General features: G+C 44.2%; 11 protein-coding genes. 4 read left to right on the forward strand and 7 right to left on the reverse strand.

Features of this window, described 5'->3' with window-relative positions:
* Positions 1–102: 102 nt before the first annotated feature.
* Together BK120_RS17565 and BK120_RS17570 are read right to left on the reverse strand one after the other, a co-directional pair.
* The gene (locus BK120_RS17565; RefSeq protein WP_076268788.1) at positions 103–1,107 is read right to left on the reverse strand and encodes a sensor histidine kinase; all 1,005 of its coding nucleotides are present in this window, start codon (positions 1,105–1,107) and stop codon (positions 103–105) included.
* Positions 1,100–1,795: a response regulator transcription factor gene (locus BK120_RS17570; protein ID WP_076268789.1), complete on the reverse strand. Its 696-nt coding sequence runs from the start codon at positions 1,793–1,795 to the stop codon at positions 1,100–1,102. Before BK120_RS17570 ends, BK120_RS17565 begins: the two co-directional genes overlap by 8 nt.
* A 462-nt stretch (positions 1,796–2,257) precedes the next feature.
* Between BK120_RS17570 and BK120_RS17575 the strand changes: the two genes are divergently transcribed.
* The 3 genes from BK120_RS17575 to BK120_RS17585 all read left to right on the forward strand — a co-directional run bounded on the left by BK120_RS17575 (position 2,258) and on the right by BK120_RS17585 (position 11,013).
* A complete protein-coding gene (locus tag BK120_RS17575) occupies positions 2,258–9,823 on the forward strand; it encodes a pullulanase (RefSeq protein WP_076268790.1) in 7,566 nt (2,521 codons plus the stop codon).
* A gap of 237 nt (positions 9,824–10,060) precedes the next feature.
* Positions 10,061–10,477, forward strand: a complete 417-nt coding sequence (locus BK120_RS17580) for a MerR family transcriptional regulator (RefSeq protein WP_076268791.1) — start codon at positions 10,061–10,063, stop codon at positions 10,475–10,477.
* On the forward strand, positions 10,477–11,013 hold the full coding sequence (locus BK120_RS17585) for a hypothetical protein (protein WP_076268792.1): 537 nt from the start codon (positions 10,477–10,479) through the stop codon (positions 11,011–11,013). Before BK120_RS17580 ends, BK120_RS17585 begins: the two co-directional genes overlap by 1 nt.
* Positions 11,014–11,041: 28 nt before the next feature.
* Here BK120_RS17585 and BK120_RS17590 read toward each other — a convergent pair whose 3' ends face one another.
* Both BK120_RS17590 and BK120_RS17595 read right to left on the reverse strand, forming a co-directional pair.
* A complete protein-coding gene (locus tag BK120_RS17590; protein WP_076268793.1) occupies positions 11,042–12,610 on the reverse strand; it encodes a class I adenylate-forming enzyme family protein in 1,569 nt (522 codons plus the stop codon).
* Between the two features lie 254 nt (positions 12,611–12,864).
* Complete coding sequence (locus tag BK120_RS17595; protein WP_076268794.1) at positions 12,865–13,419, reverse strand: helix-turn-helix domain-containing protein; 555 nt, start codon at positions 13,417–13,419, stop codon at positions 12,865–12,867.
* A 114-nt stretch (positions 13,420–13,533) separates the two neighbouring features.
* On the opposite strand from BK120_RS17595, the gene BK120_RS17600 reads away from it, so the two are divergent.
* A complete protein-coding gene (locus tag BK120_RS17600; RefSeq protein ID WP_076268795.1) occupies positions 13,534–14,124 on the forward strand; it encodes a LysE family transporter in 591 nt (196 codons plus the stop codon).
* A gap of 213 nt (positions 14,125–14,337) precedes the next feature.
* Here the strand turns inward: BK120_RS17600 and BK120_RS17605 are convergent, their stop codons facing one another.
* The 3 genes from BK120_RS17605 to BK120_RS17615 form a co-directional block, all read right to left on the reverse strand.
* Complete coding sequence (locus BK120_RS17605; protein ID WP_076268890.1) at positions 14,338–15,216, reverse strand: DMT family transporter; 879 nt, start codon at positions 15,214–15,216, stop codon at positions 14,338–14,340.
* 111 nt (positions 15,217–15,327) lie between these two features.
* Positions 15,328–16,104, reverse strand: a complete 777-nt coding sequence (locus BK120_RS17610; RefSeq protein WP_076268796.1) for a 3'-5' exonuclease — start codon at positions 16,102–16,104, stop codon at positions 15,328–15,330.
* A 94-nt stretch (positions 16,105–16,198) separates the two neighbouring features.
* Positions 16,199–16,690 (reverse strand): DUF1648 domain-containing protein, encoded by a 492-nt coding sequence (locus BK120_RS17615; protein ID WP_076268797.1) that lies wholly within the window; start codon positions 16,688–16,690, stop codon positions 16,199–16,201.
* Positions 16,691–16,863: the final 173 nt, after the last annotated feature.

Below are 16,863 nucleotides of genomic sequence, written 5' to 3' on the forward strand. Positions count from 1 at the left end.
TGATTAACACTCTCCCTAGGTCTATTACTTGTATTGTAAATCGAATGTCCGATTAGTTCCTTCGAATGACCGAACAAATAATAGAAGCATGTGACAATGTTGTCACATGCTTGTGATACGAACGAATGCATTTCGCTGCGGGAAAGTTAAGGTGAACGCTGTTCCTGCTCCAAGCTCGGATTTGACATGGACACGGATCAACAGCGATTGAGCTGCTTTTTGAGCTAAATACAATCCCATGCCTGTTGCGGCGCTGTCTTGGTGCATTGTCGTCGATGTAAAGCCTTTATCAAAAATGCGAGGCAGATCCTTCGGATCGATGCCGCGGCCATTATCAATAATTTCGAGGATAGTCTGCTGATTCCGCTGATAGCTCTTGATCACGATATCTGAAGGAGGGCTATATTTTACAGCGTTGGTTAAAATCTGTCTGATGATAAAGGAAAGCCATTTCGCATCGCTCAGCGCTTTCGGTTCATCCAATTGAATATCAAAGCCGATCCCCTTCTGGATACACCATGATTGCAGCGTCTTGATTTCATCGAAGATGATCGTTTCCAAATCGGTGTTTTCGATATAGATATCATTTTCAATAAACGGTATGCGTCTCTGATGGAGCTGCTGGTCGAGCAGGAGGTGAATCCGCAGCCATTCATACGTCAAATGCGTTTTCATTCCTTCATCCTGTATACGGTCTATCATGAGACGCATCGCGGTTAGCGGCGTTTTTACCTCGTGTATCCAAGATAACAGCTCATCCTTCTCATGCTCCAAAATCATCCGATTGTTCATTGCAGCGTGCTTCAGCAGTTCCGCTTGATTCGTCATGCTTTTTTCGATTACTTTCTCAAACGGACTCTCCGGCTCAGCCATGCTCGTAGTATCCAGGCTGATGTCTCGCTCCTCTAAGCTTCTGATGAACCTTGTTTCTTTATGATACCGGATGACGAAATGGATGATAAAAATAATCGAAGATAAATAAAAGAGATAGATCATCGATCGCAGAGGAATCGTTGAATCTACATAAGCACAAACAAGGATCAGCAGCTGCAAAATAATAAACAAAAGAATCCAGCTGCGCCGTTCCACTATATATTTTCTAATCATAATCATGCGCCTCTTCAACAGCCATATAGCCTTGTCCAACTTTCGTTTCAACAAAACGGCCCAGTTCAATTTCATCGAGCCTTTTGCGCAACCGGTTCACATTCACTGTAAGCGTGTTGTCACTGACAAACCGTTTATCATCCCATAAGCTATTAATCAATTCTTCTCGGCTAACAATCTTATTTTTACGGTCAATGAGCATTTTTAAAATAAAGATCTCATTTTTGGTAAGCTCAATGGAACCTTTATGATTGGAGACCAGATTTTTCTCATAATCAACCTTTGCGTCGCACCAGGTTTTAAGCTCGATATGTTCGGTATTGTAATTGTATACCCGCCGAAGAATAGCTTGTATTTTGACGATGAGCACATCGAAGTGAAAGGGCTTTTGTATATAATCATCCGCTCCAAGCTGCATAGACATGACGATGTCCGTCGGGTGGTCTCGCGAGGATAGGAAGATGATCGGGACGCTCGAGTGGGAACGTATCATTCTGCACCAATGAAATCCATCGAATTTTGGAAGCTGAATATCGATGATCACGAGGTCCGGCTTAACCAAGGTAAATTGCTGAATCACTTTCTCAAAATCCGAAATGCCATGTACTTCATATGACCACTGGGATAATCGGTCTTTTATCTCGTTAAATAACGTTGTGTCATCTTCAATTAACAATAGTTTAAACATAGGGTCACCGCTTTTTTAAAAGTTTATTACTATGAATTGTATAGGAAAATCCCTATGTATGCCATAAATGGCACGGAACAAAGTGCTGCATAGAGAGAGGGGATGAGAAAAGAAGGTTGTGCAACATTTTGTGCAAACGTTGTCATTTCAAGAGAAAAAGGTGAATTTACGTGTCGAAATAGGTAAAAGGTGAGAAAAACAATTGACAGCGCTTTATTTTGAGTATTAATATGGGAATCAGCAAACGCTTTCATTGCACTTTTATGACTGGAATAGCTGTTGTAGAAGATGCGGTTAAAAAGTTTGCATTAATTATGTTATTTGTGCAAACGCTTGCATAAAATCTATAGCTGTTTAGACAGAAGTCAGGGGGTGTTGTGTTAACGAACTTTGGTGTAGACGGAACGGTGCGAGTTGATGATTGAAAGGTGCAATGATCATAATTTGAGGAGGTTCATCCAAATGGGCTTTGCTTTAAAACGAAAGAAAATGATGTCTATCATGCTTATTGCAGCTATGATCTGGTCGATAGTGGGCGCAATACCGCTACATACGAACGCCGCGGCGCCAACTCAGGTTGTTCTTGTCGGCGACTTGCAGAAGGGGCTCGGTAACAGCGAGAATTGGGACCCCAAAGCCGAGGTAACCAAGATGAGCGAGAGCGGCAGCGGTTATTATACGTTTAAGGCTACGCTGCCAGCAGGCACATATGAATATAAAGTAGCTCTAAATGGAGGCTGGTTGGAAAGCTATGGCTTTGGCAATTACACGAATCCAAGCGGTGTGGATAGCGGCGGCAATATTAAGCTGACACTCTCCGAAGAGAAAGAAGTGACTTTTTATTATAACCACGATACACATAAAATTGCGGATTCTACCTATTACACCCAGGTAGCCAGCGACAAGCTGCCTCGGATTGTTGGGACACTGCAGGTTCCGCTAGGGGAACCAAGTAACTGGGCACCAGAATCGGCGCTATCTATTTTGACTGATACCGATCTGGATGGCGTCTACACGATAACGAAAGATGTACCCAAAGGGGATTACAAATTCAAAATCGTGCTTGGATCGACTTGGGATGACCAGACGTATCCAAAGGATGATCAATTGCTTAGTCTTCCTGCCGATCTTCCAGTAACGTTTAAATATAACGCGAATACAGAAGTAGTATCAGCAGATTTCAAAGCACCAGTTGACCCGAGTCCGAGTCCAGATCCGGTTGACCCGAACCTCGATCCGATTCCGGCTAACCATCTGCGCATTCATTACAATCGGGCAGATGCTCTTTATGAGAATCAAGGAATATGGACATGGGATCAGGTTGCCGCTCCTTCAACGGGCTGGCCGCTTGGCGCAATAGCGTTTCCAGCAGATAAGAGAGACAGCTATGGTGCCTATGTTGATATTCCACTAGCTGCGAATGCCAAAAAAGTGGGCTTCCTTATTGTTAATCGATTAGATGGAGCTAAGGATGGCGGCGATAAAACGGTATCCATAAGCTCCCCTGCAGTAAATGAAATTTGGATTAAGGAGAACGCCGATAAAGTATCTTATTTCGAGCCGGTAGAGCTCCCAGCTAATACCGTTCGTATTCACTATGTGAGAGACGACAAAAAACAGAGTGCTTACGGTTTATGGCTGTGGGATCAGGTGGCGACTCCTTCAACAGACTGGCCAACGGGCGCATCCGCTTTTACAGAGGAACAGGTCGACCGTTATGGCAGCTATGTCGATATTCCGCTTCAAGAGAACGCAAAAAAAATTAGTTTTATTGTCGTTAATCGCACCTTGGGCGATGCGGATAAGGACGGTGGCAATCGCTCCTTCAGTCTTGTAGATCGTTACAATCAGCTCTGGATCAAGAAGGGAGATAATAATGTATACGTGTCCCCTTACTGGGAACTGCCTACAGCCCTTGAGTCCGCAGAGATTTTATCCGAAAGTAAGCTCCTTCTCGGATTCACGATGACCGACGGTCTCGCAGCAGAGGAATTGAAGAATGCCATTACAATTACGGATAAGAACGGTACAGCTGTATCGATTAATCAAGTGGTGTTAAACGCTGATAAAAAAACAGCAATGGTCTCGGCAAACATTCAGCTGGATCAAACGCCGCTGAACGTAACTTACCAAGGTAAAACCGTATCCGCGACTTCAGGCTGGAGAATGCTTGATGAGCTTTACAACTACGAAGGTAATGATCTTGGGGCGAGCTATCATTCTGGCAGCGTGGTTCTGAAGCTATGGGCGCCAAAAGCAAGCTCAGTCGTAGCAAATGTCTATGATAAAGCCGATTCCACTAAGCTAGTTGGCAGTGCCAGTTTGACGAAAGGCGACAAAGGCGTTTGGACGGCAGCTATCGCGCCAACTGATCTTACAGGTCAAGGCATAACCGATCTGAAGGGGTATTTTTATCAATATGAAGTGACGAATGATGGGGTTACGAAACAAGTACTCGACCCGTACGCGAAATCGATGGCGGAGTTTAGAGTGAATACGAAAGGTGAAACCGGTCCAGATGGCGATGCAGTTGGCAAAGCGGCAATCGTTGATCTAGGTGCAACTAATCCTGCCGCAGACTATGATTTTGCCAAAATTGACGGCTATGAGAAACGAGAGGACGCGATTATTTGGGAGGCGCATATTAGAGACTTTACGTCCGATCCATCCGTAGCTGATGATTTTAATGCGAGATGGGGCTCTTATAACGCGTTCAAGGATAAGCTGTCTTATATTAAATCATTAGGCGTTACGCATATTCAGCTGCTTCCAGTTATGGCTTGGTATTATGGCGACGAAGCTCAGATGGGAACAAGAGAACTGGAATACTCTGCACAAAACAACGAATACAACTGGGGGTATGATCCGCATAGCTACTTCTCGCCGGATGGCGCTTATTCGGAGGATGCGGCAGATCCCGAGCTGAGAGTAAAGGAATTAAAAGGACTCATTGATGCGATTCATGATGAAGGTATGGGAGTCGTTCTTGATGTCGTCTACACCCATATGGCCAAAGCAAGCTTCTTAAACGATATCGTACCTAATTATTACGCATTCCAAGATGCAAATGGCAACAATATCGGCGGATTCGGCAACAACCTTGCTACCTCTCACAAAATGGCGGAGAAGCTAATGGTTGATTCGGTTAAGTACTGGTTTGATGAATACAAAATCGACGGCATGCGCTGGGATATGATGGGCGACGCTACGTATGATTCCGTACAGAATGCTTACGATGCAGCAGCGAGTATTAATCCGAATGCCTTGTTTATCGGTGAAGGCTGGGTAACGTTCGGGGGCGATGCTTCTGATCCTGCTTTGAAGGGCAAAGGCGCAGACCAAAAATGGATGGATAAAACAGACAGCGTAGGCGTTTTCTCCGATGAGATTCGTAATGAATTAAAATCCGGTTTCGGCTCGGAGGGCGAACCAAGATTTATAACAGGTGGAGCAAGAAGCGTGGCTACGATCCTGAATAATATCAAGGGGCAGCCAAGCAACACGCCTGCTGATGACCCGGGTGACATGGTTCAGTATATTGAAGCTCATGACAACTTGCCGCTGTATGATGTTATTGCCCAGTCGATTAAGAAAGATCCGGCTATAGCGGCTAATGATCTGGAAATTCATAAACGGATACGTCTTGGCAATTTGCTCATTCTAACCTCTCAAGGTACGGCTTTCCTTCATGCTGGTCAAGAATATGGCAGAACGAAGCAGTGGCTTGGGGCAGGAGTGCCGGAGCAGAAATACCACGAGCTGAAAGATGCAGCTGGAACCTCATTTGGTTATTTCATTCATGATTCCTATGATTCCTCCGATGCAATCAATAAATTTGACTGGCAGAAGGCGACGAATGCTGAGCAATATCCAGTCAATCATGTAACGAAGGAGTACACATCAGGATTAATTGAACTTCGGAAACATACGGATGCCTTCCGTTTAGGCGAAAAGGACCTAGTTGATTCCAATGTAACGCTCATTCCTGCGAAGGAAATGAAAGATAACGATCTTGTGATCGGCTACAAAAATAAAGCAACAGATGGCACCGGCAATTATTATGTATTTATGAATGCTGATCGTACAGCAAGAACGCTTACGTTATCAGAGGATTTAACTGCAGGCACAGTGCTTGTAGATAATGATGAAGCGGGGATTTCAGCGGTTTCTGTGCCGTCCGGCTTTGAGCTGACGGCGAGCTCGATTACGCTTGAGCCGTTGACCGCAGTCATTATTAAGATGGAAGCGGCAGCGCCTGATCTTAAGGAGCTAGTGCTGGACAATGTGAGTTATCCACTTGAGATAGGAACGACGCACCAAACAGTAGTGTATGCCAAATACAGCGACGGCACCAAGAAAAAAGTAACGAGCGGCGTTGTTTATTCTTCGGATAAGCCGAGAATTGCTATCGTGAGACCAAACGGCGTTGTAAAGGCGGTCGGTGCGGGCAAAGCAACGATTACAGCCAAATATAACGGAATATCTACAAGCGCAGTAGTAGAAGCATCAACCGATATGACGAAGCGTTTTGTCCAAATCAATTACATTCGTCCTGACAAGAAATATGGCGATTGGAATATGTGGGTTTGGAACAATGATCTGCAAAAGGACCAAATCAATTTTGGGAAAACCCAGAATGGCGTTGCCACTGCGATGGTGGAGCTTTCACCTGAAACAGTTAATTTAGGATTTGTGCTCCGTAAAGGAACGGATTGGGACACTGCGAAGCAGGATATTCCAGATGATCGCTTTATTCCGATCTCGCCGGGTACCGTTTTTACGAAGGTAAATATAACGAGTATGGTTAATCAGCTGGATATATTACCAACTATAAAGGGACCTGTTCTTAAGGATGGAGGCATTACCTTCCTCTATCGGGATGATTACTTATTCAAAAACGGACGTTCGAGTAATCTAACCGGAGTTAAGGTGAAGGTAGGCGGCAAGGAATATGATATGATCTATGATTCTGCGAAGGAGCTGTTTACTTACACGCTTGCTAATTTAGAAGTAGGGGCATATGAGTATAGCTTCGTTGTAAAGCAGAAGGGTGAAGAAGCATATGAAATCAACGATCCTACAAATACAATGAATGAAAAATCAGTATTTACTTATCGAACGCCTGCTGTGACGGTGACATCATCCTTTAATCCAACCGCGATTTCCTATAATGAAGGTGCGGTGCTCAAGGTACAGACTTCAGCTTCGGAAGAGGTGGCGTTTACAGAAGGTTTTATGGACTTAACGGCAGTAGGAGGACCAGCGAAGGTGTATTTCGATACGAAGCTGCTCGCTCAAACGATTGCCGTAAAGGATACCGTGACTGCAGGAATCAAGGAAATACCGATTACACTGTATGATGAGTACGGCAACAAGCACACCCATACAGCCACAATAACGGTAAAAGCAAGAACCTTTGCTGGCAATCTCGACTTTGATTGGGATGAGGCACGTATCTATTTCGCGCTAACTGATCGGTTTGCGGATGGGGATTCGAGCAATAATGCAGATGTAGATAAAGATCACCTTGAAGCTTATCACGGCGGCGATTTCCAAGGCATGATCGACAAGCTGGATTATTTGCAGGAGCTGGGCATTAATACGCTGTGGATCACTCCGATTGTCGATAATATCGATTTCAACAAAGGCGTAGATTTTAACACCAAGCAGTACGGCTATCATGGCTACTGGGCAAAAGATTTCACGAAGCTTGATGAGCATCTTGGTGATATGGATACGTTTAAGGAACTAATTAACAAAGCTCACGACAAGGGCATCAAGATTATGGTCGACGTGGTGCTTAACCATACCGGCTACGGCTTAAAAGCTGAGGATAACCGTCCAGGCATTACGCCGGAGGACAAAGCTCGCTTTGAAGGGATGCTCAGAACAAATGGCGTTCAAGCCAGCACCAATCCAATTGAAGGAGAACTGGATGGTTTGCCGGACTTCAAGACAGAGGACCCAGCCGTTCGTGAGAAAATAATTGAAAGGCAAGCAGGCTGGCTCGAGCGTGCTAGAACGGATCGCGGCGATACGATTGATTTCTTCCGCGTGGATACAGTGAAGCATGTAGAGAGTACAACGTGGAAAGCGTTCAAAAATGCGTTGACGACTATCGATCCAAGCTTCAAGCTGATCGGTGAAAATTTTGGCGCTTCAATCGACGGTGACGGCGGCATGCTGCGCAGCGGCCAAATGGACAGCTTGCTCGATTTTAGCTTTAATGACAGAGCCAAAGATTTTACAGATGGGAAGATTGATGCTGTCGATGCTTATCTGGCAGACCGGGAAACGAAGTTGGATAACACAGCAATGATGGGGCAGTTCCTAAGCAGCCACGATGAGGATGGATTCCTGTCTGAGTTTGTGAAAGGAGACAAAGGCAAGCTGAAAATCGCAGCAGCTCTTCAAATCACGGCGAAAGGCCAGCCCGTCATTTATTACGGCGAGGAGCTTGGCCGCTCAGGCCCTAATGCTCGTGACTTGAAAGCAGGCTTGTTAAGCGAAAACCGTTCAGATATGCCATGGGATCAGTTGACAGCAGAACAAGCGCTGCATGATCATTACGAGAAGCTGCTCAATATTCGGGCGAAGTTCTCGAAGGTTTATTCCAAAGGCTTGCGCACCAAGCTTGCTGGATCGGATACACTAGCCTATTTAGCATTTAATAAACAATTTAACGGCGTAAATATTGTAACGATCATTAACACAGCCGTGGAGAGCAAGCAGGTTACGCTGGAAGTTCCTTTCGCAGCTGGAGCTAAGGCAAAGGATGAGTACAGTGGAACACTTTATACGGTGAAGGATAATGGACAGGTGACGGTTGAAGTGCCGGGGAGAAACGAAGGCGGAACGGTTATTTTGAGTGAGGTTGCGGATAATGTTCCAACACCTACGACGCCGAGTACACCTCAGCCAGCAGACGTCCAAGTGATTGATAATGACACCTTGCGCAGCGGCAAGGATGGTAAAGTTTCGGTGCAAATAACCGATGGAAAACATTCGGTACAATTGCCGCTTGATGCAGCAGCAGTGCTGGCAGGCAATAGCTTGGAGCTGAAGGCAGCTGGCATTACAATGACGCTGTCAAATGAACTATTGGCTTCTATTAAAGGACTTGTGTCTGTGAGTGAAGCGGATGGGGCTCGTATCATATTTGAGGCAAAACCGTTGAAGACAGCAGATGCGGACGCTTTGGTTGGTCGAACCCAGGATGTTCAAGTTAAGCTGAAAGCGGGATCTCTGGTTTATGATTTCAACTTAAGCATCGTAACGAAGGCTGGAAAAGTGATTCCGATTACGAAGTTTGCGAAGCCGATCCTACTCAGCTTCCAGCTCAACCCGAACGCAAACCAAGACATCATTGGTATCTATTATGTGAGTGATGCTGGCAAGCTGGAATACATCGGTGGCACGCTTAAGGGCGAGATGATTACGGCGGAGGTATTCCATTTCAGCAAATATGCGGTTCTTGAGTATGATAAATCATTTACGGATGTGCCAGCGAGTCACTGGGCTAACGCAGCGATTAAATCACTGGCTGCGAAGCACATTGTTTCGGGCATTAATGAGAAGCAATTTGCACCGCAAGCTAACGTAACGAGAGCAGAATTTGCAGCTATGCTTATCCGTGCTCTTGGAGTGAAAGTAGAAGGCACGGCAAGCTATAGCGATGTAGAAGCGGGCAAATGGTATTCCGCTTATGTGGCGACAGCGAGCAAGCTGGGCATTATAAAAGGCCGCAGTACTTCGGCGTTTGCGCCAAATGAAACGATAAGCCGCGAGGAAATGGCTGTCATGATCATGCGAGCGTATGAGGTTAGAAAGGGAGCGGCTGCAGCTTCGGCGGCAGAGGAAACAACATTCACAGACCGCAGCCAAATTAGCAAATGGGCGGAAGCATCGGTTGCGGCGGCTGCTAAGCTAGGGCTGATTCAAGGCAGAGCAAACGAAACATTTGTGCCTAAGGGGAAAATGACACGTGCAGAAAGTGCACAGGTCATCTATAAGCTTTTAGGGAAATAAGCATTTCTTCAATGTAAGGTTTAGAAAGATAGCAAATCATTATGTCTAACATGATGTAGTTGCTGAAACAGACAAAAGCCGGGTTTCTCCTTCTGGAGACCCGGCTTTTTTTGCGTTGTTGTATTGCCGAGTAGAGCAATCAATATCTTTACATCATGACTATAGTTACAGTATACTGTAACTAATACAGCGAACTGTAAATGGTTGGTTGTCAATATTGAGAAAAGAGGTGAAACGATGGACACATTCACAGCGAAACAAGTTGCGGAGATTCTCCAGCAGGAAGATCCTGAGATGAATTTGAGAACCGTTAGGTATTATACCCAGATCGGGATCGTTCCCCCGTTAGAGCTTGTGGGGAACAAAAGAGTTTATACGAGCAACCATGTTAGTTACTTTCGTGCGATTCTCACGTTAGTCCATAGCGGAGAAACGCTGGCTGCTATCCAAGAAAAGCTGAAGGAGGTCTCTATAGATGAGATTTCCAAAATAGGCGAGAATCTTCAGCTGTATCGCTCCAAAAAAATGCTAACCAACGATACCCATGTCATTAATGAAGACGTCATTCTTTCGATAAGTCCACGTATATCGGCGGAACTCCGAGTGAAAATGGTAGAGACGATCTCTCAAATGCTGAAGGGAGAAGTGAAGTGATGATCAAAACAAGATTCACAAAATCCGTTATGGAAAATGAAGAGGGCATGAACCATCTATGGCTTCAGCTTTCTCCAATTAGTAATACGGATGATGTTCGTGTGCAGCTTACGCTGCCAAGCGGCATTCATCGGCTGCACAATTTGAGTGGATATGAGGAGACGGATATTCAGGAGATCGTCGTATCCAATCCGATGATAATAAATAACATGTTCGTTGAACTATTTACGACAAGCCCAGTAACATGCGGAGAGAAGACTATCATTGTTGCTATCACCTATAGAGAAAAAGAAAAGCCTATTCGAATTGAACATGAAGTGCCATTAAGGATCGTATCTGAGGATGAAATGGACGGCTTGGTCGTTGATGAAGAAGCCGCAGCGTTTATGAAAGAACATCTGGCTCTGAAAAAATCTAATGAGCAATCTGAATATGAATTTATTGATCATTCCCAAACAAAAATCATTAGGATCGAATCGAGTGAATATGCGGATTGGGAGAAAAAATACCGAATTGAAGGGCTTTCACCACGTTAAGCATCCAAAATAATTAATGAGATAAGCATTAATTGATCATACGTGTTCTGCCGAGCCAATACGGTTTCTTCAGCTCCGCCTTGTTCAGCTTCCCGACAGAGGTTCTTGGGAGAGAAGCAACGATTTCCAATCGCGTTGGAATTTTAAATGGAGCAATCTGCTCATGGCAAAATATTTTTAGATCAGTTAAAGTCAGCTCTGCATCGCCCTTAAGGGACACCACCGCAGTTACTTCTTCGCCATCCACTAATAAGGGCGTTCCAACTACAGCAACCTCACGAATTGACGGATGCTTGCTAAGTGCCTCCTCTACTTCTGAGCAGTAAACATTTGCACCGTCAATAATAATAATATCTTTCTTTCGATCCATGAGATACAAATAACCGTCCTCATCAAACCTGCCTAAGTCACCCGTATAGAGCCACCCGTCCTGCAGGGCATGGTTTGTTTCCACTGGATTATTCCAGTAGCCAAGCATGATTTGCTCTCCTTTGCATATAATTTCGCCAGTTTCTCCTTGTTTAACATCTTGGCCATGCTCGTTAATAATACGAATTTGAAATGCTTGTTGCCCCCAATATGGCAAATTGGCTGGATTGCCAACGGATACTAATCGATTTAGCTTTCCTTCATGGAAACATTGGTTTATGTTTAAAAAACTAATAAATTGTCCGCTTTCTGTTTGGGAATAGACTTCGGTAATTTGTGCATTCGGAAAAATAGTTAACGCTTGATGAAATACATTTTCGCTGATGGGAGCGCCGCCGCAAGAGATGCCTTCGATAGATTGCAGGCTGCGGGATTTGATATTTTCCATAAGGACAATATCTCGAAATAATAGCCCCACAGTACCCAAAAACCTAATTTGCTCTCGTTCTATGATATCTACGATTTCTTCAGCTCGAACGGGATACTCATTCGGATAAATAAGGCAGCCGCCTTCAAATAAGGTCGTCCACAAAACAAACTGGCCGGTTAAATGGGCTTGATTCATCACGATCGATTTTTTAGAGGTGTTATGCCCGCCGCCCCTCTCAAGGTTCATAAAGGACCAATTGCGAATATGGCGATGAGAATGCATGACGCCTTTGGATCGTCCCGTCGTACCGCCTGTATAAATAATAAGCGCCACATCATCTGGTTCAGCTTCATGCCAATCCACGAGAGCGGGACAATGAACCATAAAAGATTGCAATGATAGGGGGGACTGATCTAAGGTGCATGAAATGAAATGCGCAATTGGCAGTGAAGATAAGGATTCTAATAGCTGAGATTGTTCGGAGCTGTAGACGAGCGCAGTGGGAGCAGCATCTTGTACAATATTTTTTATTTCATTTGCGGCTAACCCGGGAAAAATCGTTACAGGAATGGCGCCAATGGCAACCGCAGCAAGTTCGGCAATAGCGAGGTACGGTGATGGGGAACTAATTAGTGCAATTCGATCACCTGGCTTGATTGCAAGATCATGAAATCCTTGAGCGACACGGTTAACCTTATTAAATAACTGATCATAAGTAAGGGTTCCATTCTTATCCCTCATTGCATTTTTTGTTGGGTGCATCTGAGCAGTCTTCGGCAATATTTTGGAAAGCAGCATATGATAACCTCCCTAATTAAAATAAGAGCAATAAAACCTATGAATTTACTGTACTATTCAACCGTAACAGGAAGAAGCTGGGGCAGCAAATTGATTTTCCTTATGGAAAAATAATGTTTTTTTTATAAAATGACCAACCGATGAAAACGACTTACTACAATGATTTGGCAATTTCCTTTCAGCAACCAATAGTTGATTATAACAAAAGAGGCTGTTCCAAAAGTAAAGTATTCTACTTTTGGAACAGCCTTTTGTTAAGACGGATAATAAATGACCATACTGATTTTCACAATACAATCACCTGAATTGTGATAGACATGGGGCGTGTCTGCTGTAAAACGTATGGAATCGCCCGTTTTCACTGTATATTCTTCATTATTTACACGAACGGTAAGCTCGCCATTAAACACGGTTAAAAACTCCTGTGTACCTTCTCTATGTGATTCAGAGCTCAAATAAGCGCCTATTTCCATATCAACGGAATACATTTCAAATCGTCTGCCTTCTTCAAAGGGGAAAAACGGATAAAGCAGAAATCTACCGTTATCTTCTGTTAGAGTTTGTATTTCATTTTTGCGAACGATGACTGTATCGGATTGCGGCTCGTTAATGAGGGAAGTGAATGAAACTTTTAAACCATTAGCTATTTTCCAAACGGTTCCAATAGTAGGGTTGGATTCGCCGCGTTCGATTTGTCCTAACATCGTTTTGCTGACCCCTGTCATTTCTGCTACCTTATCAAGACTAAGTTTTTGTAGCTCCCGCAGGTGTTTTAGGTTATTGGCAAGTACATAATTGATGTCTTCCAAAATAATTAGCCTCCTCGATTGTGCGATATAGCGTCCATAATGTATAATCATAACGTACATGCGTTAAAGAGTACATCTTGTTCAAGTATAGCACACGAGAGGCGGATTTAAATCATGGCTTTAGCTCCTTTTTTGATTTATGTTATTGTGAATACATTTACGCCAGGGCCAAATAACATCATGGCGATGTCTAATGCGAGCCGATATGGAATGAAGAAGTCTATTCGTTTTCTGTTTGGTGTAGCAACTGGTTTCTTACTATTAATGCTCTTATGTTGTTATTTCAATCTGCTATTATATAGCTTCGTTCCTAAAATGAAATTTGTCATGAATATCTTAGGAAGCCTGTATATGACTTATCTTGCATTTAAAATAATGAAGAGTAAACCACGCCGTAGTGATGGAGATAATCATGATCATGGGAAGCTGAATTCATTCTTATCGGGCATGCTGCTGCAGTTCGTTAATTTTAAGGTGATATTATACGGGATTACAGCGATTTCGACGTTCATCATGCCATTTTACAAATCAAATATAAGCTTATTATTGTTTTCGATGTTCCTTGCCTTTGTAGGACTGGTAGCCACATCCTGCTGGGCTGTTTTTGGTGCATTATTTCAAAAGTTTCTCGCTGCACATGAGAAAAAGTTCAATATATTCATGGGATTATTATTGATTTATAGTGCAATTACCATGCATTTGTAGGGGATTGTTCAGAAAGAAGGGCAGGATAGTTGAGCTGAAAAAGGAGCTGTTTGGCTTTGGAAGCAAGCTTTCTTATGGTTAAGTTAACGGAGCACTACAGCCTAATAAAACAGCGGCAGTCAGGACTTATTTTCTCGTCCAGATCTGCCGTTGTTTGTATTATGAGGATCTAATCTATTTTTAAAATTCGATAATTGCTGCAGCTCTTAGCTTCTACTCCTTGCCATGACGTATGAATAGCCACACGCCGAACAAGATAAGTACGCCGGCTGCCATTTGATAAGCTGTCAATGCTTCCTTTAACAGAGCCCAAGCGAGCAAGGAGGCGATGACGGGTTCACCAAGAACAGCCATGGATACGGCTGCTGCGCTCATATGCTTCAGCAGCCAATTGAACAAGTAATGCCCGAACAGCGTCGGTACGATCGCGAGCAGCAAGAAAATGCCCCATTCCTGCGGACTGTAGCCTGTAAAGGAATTGCCGCGAACGAGATTGTAGACGGCGAGTGAAGTCGCAGCAAGCGCGAATACCCAGAAATTATAAGTAAATGCACTCATATCCTTACGCAATTCCTTGCCGATCATCATATGAACAGCAACAGCAGCTGCACCTAGAAAGGACAGAACGTCGCCGATCAACGCATCCCTTGAGAGGGAAAAGTCTCCCGATGCAATAACGATGGAGCCGATCAGCGCGATCCCCATCCCCCACAGCATCATGCGATTTGCTTTAATATGGAACAGCCAGTAGGAGCCGAGCATAACCATAACAGGCTCCAATGTCAAAATAACGGTAGAGCTTGCGACCGTGGTCAGCCGCAGAGAAGCCATCCATAATAAGAAGTGCAGCCCGAGCATGACGCCGGAGAGGGTGAGCAGCCTCCACTGCTTGGCACTGAGCTGGAACATTTCCGTGCGGTATTTAAAGACGAGCGGCAGCATGATCAGGTTAGTTAGATAAAGCCTGTACATGGCGATGACGGCAACGTCAGCATTTGACCAACGAACGAAAATGGAAGAAAAGGATATAGCGATAATACCAATGATATATAACAATTCATAAGTGGCTAAAGACTTGGTGCTGCGGTTCATCGTTGTAATTTCTCCCATACTTATAAACCCCCTGAGTCCAATTGCAGCATCTGCGATGGAAGGATCAGGGGGCTTTATTATATTTATGATCAAACATAACAGCTCTTGCGGCTATCCGGCTTGTCCAGCTGAAGTTTTCCCAGCCTTCTCGAGTTCTGCGTCAAAATACTGCTGAAGCTCCGTCACTTTTCTTACATCCTCGAATGAGGCTTTGCCTGCTAAATAACGTTCCGCGAAAACTTCCCATTGTGGAACGATCTTTTGCGCGTTCATAGAGCGAATCGCGTTTTTAACCATTCTGCGTTCCTTTGCATTCGTGTACATATCCTTGAACTGCTGCTTAAGCTCGAAATCCAGCTCGCCAAAAATTTTGCGGAATACCTCAGCTGTCATACGAGCATCGTCGAGTGCCCGGTGCGCTGAGCCTTCAGCTGTGATTTCAAGATCAATGAGCGCAGCTTCGACGCTGACATCGTTCGTTACGTTCTTATAGCGAATGTAACCCTTCAAGAGGTCGAAATAATCGGCAGCCATCCAGAAGCTGTCATCGAGCTTATGCATGCGCGTATCATAGACGATTCTCTTCAAATCCTCGCCGCCCCAAGTGAACAGCAGGAAGGAGTCGCTTTTTTTGAGCCATGCGGTGAAATCCCCTATTACTTTCGGAAAACGGCTTGCTACGTCGATGTCTTCCTGTGGAATGCCTGTTTTTTTCTTAATGAAGCTGTTCAGCTTGGAGAAATAAATCGGTTTGATCAATGCGGAAAATTCATCTACCTGTTCAAGTGAACTATTGAGACGAACCGCGCCAATTTCAATAACCTCCATAGGTAATTCGCTTGCAAATTTTCGTCCGTTAAATTCAATATCCAATATAATGTAGTCCAAAATCTTAACCTCCGATAGATAGCCTGTGTTATTCATTCTATCAGAAAAAGTTATCCAGATGGAAACTACAATATGGTAGAACGCCGCAGCAGGTTTATTTTTTTGATTTCATTACATAAAAGACAATCGTACCAATAAGAATGACGAGGATCACAGGAAGCAGCCATACGCCAAGCGAAGAGACGCCTCCGGAAGCTACTTGAATGGCAGCCCATTGCACATAAGTGAATAATGCTACAATTTCAAGCTTGACCCAGCTTAGCAGGTGGATGGAGCTCTTGTATTGGTAAGGGGCATTTTGCTCCGTAATCGTGGTCATGTAATTGAATTGATGAGGGATTTTGCGTAAAAGCGCAAGCCCAGCAAATAATAGGAATGAGATTATCGGTAAAATGACGAGTGCTGCTTTGCTTCCCCATCCGTCAGCCTCGCCGCTCCCGTTAAAGTGAATGGCAATCGTTTGCGGAAGATCAGGCCATTTTACAATCAAATAGATGACGGACGAGAGCAGGAGTAGAACCGATATTCTATCATGCCATCTTTCAAGATTTGATTTTGCAATAGTAAGCTTAGGTAAGTTCGCCATTGTGGCAGCACCGCCTTATGTCTAGTCATGTGCATACTCATTAATTATAGCGTATGGCTTTGCGGATAGTAACCTTTTTTACAGTAATTTTCCAAATAAGAAACTCCAGCCTAGGCCGGGGGAGGGCTAAGACTGGAGTGGCTCGATCACTTATTTGTTTAAATATAAGAATT

The organism is Paenibacillus sp. FSL A5-0031, assembly GCF_001956295.1.
GTDB lineage: Bacteria > Bacillota > Bacilli > Paenibacillales > Paenibacillaceae > Pristimantibacillus.

Excerpts from the sequence above, each read along its gene's own strand:
- BK120_RS17570 (WP_076268789.1), bottom strand. The coding sequence starts at position 1,795 with ATGTTTAAACTATTGTTAATTGAAGATGACACAACGTTATTTAACGAG.
- BK120_RS17615 (WP_076268797.1), bottom strand. The coding sequence starts at position 16,690 with ATGGCGAACTTACCTAAGCTTACTATTGCAAAATCAAATCTTGAAAGA.
- BK120_RS17590 (WP_076268793.1), bottom strand. The coding sequence starts at position 12,610 with ATGCTGCTTTCCAAAATATTGCCGAAGACTGCTCAGATGCACCCAACA.
- BK120_RS17605 (WP_076268890.1), bottom strand. The coding sequence starts at position 15,216 with ATGAACCGCAGCACCAAGTCTTTAGCCACTTATGAATTGTTATATATC.
- BK120_RS17575 (WP_076268790.1), top strand. The coding sequence starts at position 2,258 with ATGGGCTTTGCTTTAAAACGAAAGAAAATGATGTCTATCATGCTTATT.
- BK120_RS17600 (WP_076268795.1), top strand. The coding sequence starts at position 13,534 with ATGGCTTTAGCTCCTTTTTTGATTTATGTTATTGTGAATACATTTACG.
- BK120_RS17565 (WP_076268788.1), bottom strand. The coding sequence starts at position 1,107 with ATGATTAGAAAATATATAGTGGAACGGCGCAGCTGGATTCTTTTGTTT.
- BK120_RS17580 (WP_076268791.1), top strand. The coding sequence starts at position 10,061 with ATGGACACATTCACAGCGAAACAAGTTGCGGAGATTCTCCAGCAGGAA.
- BK120_RS17585 (WP_076268792.1), top strand. The coding sequence starts at position 10,477 with ATGATCAAAACAAGATTCACAAAATCCGTTATGGAAAATGAAGAGGGC.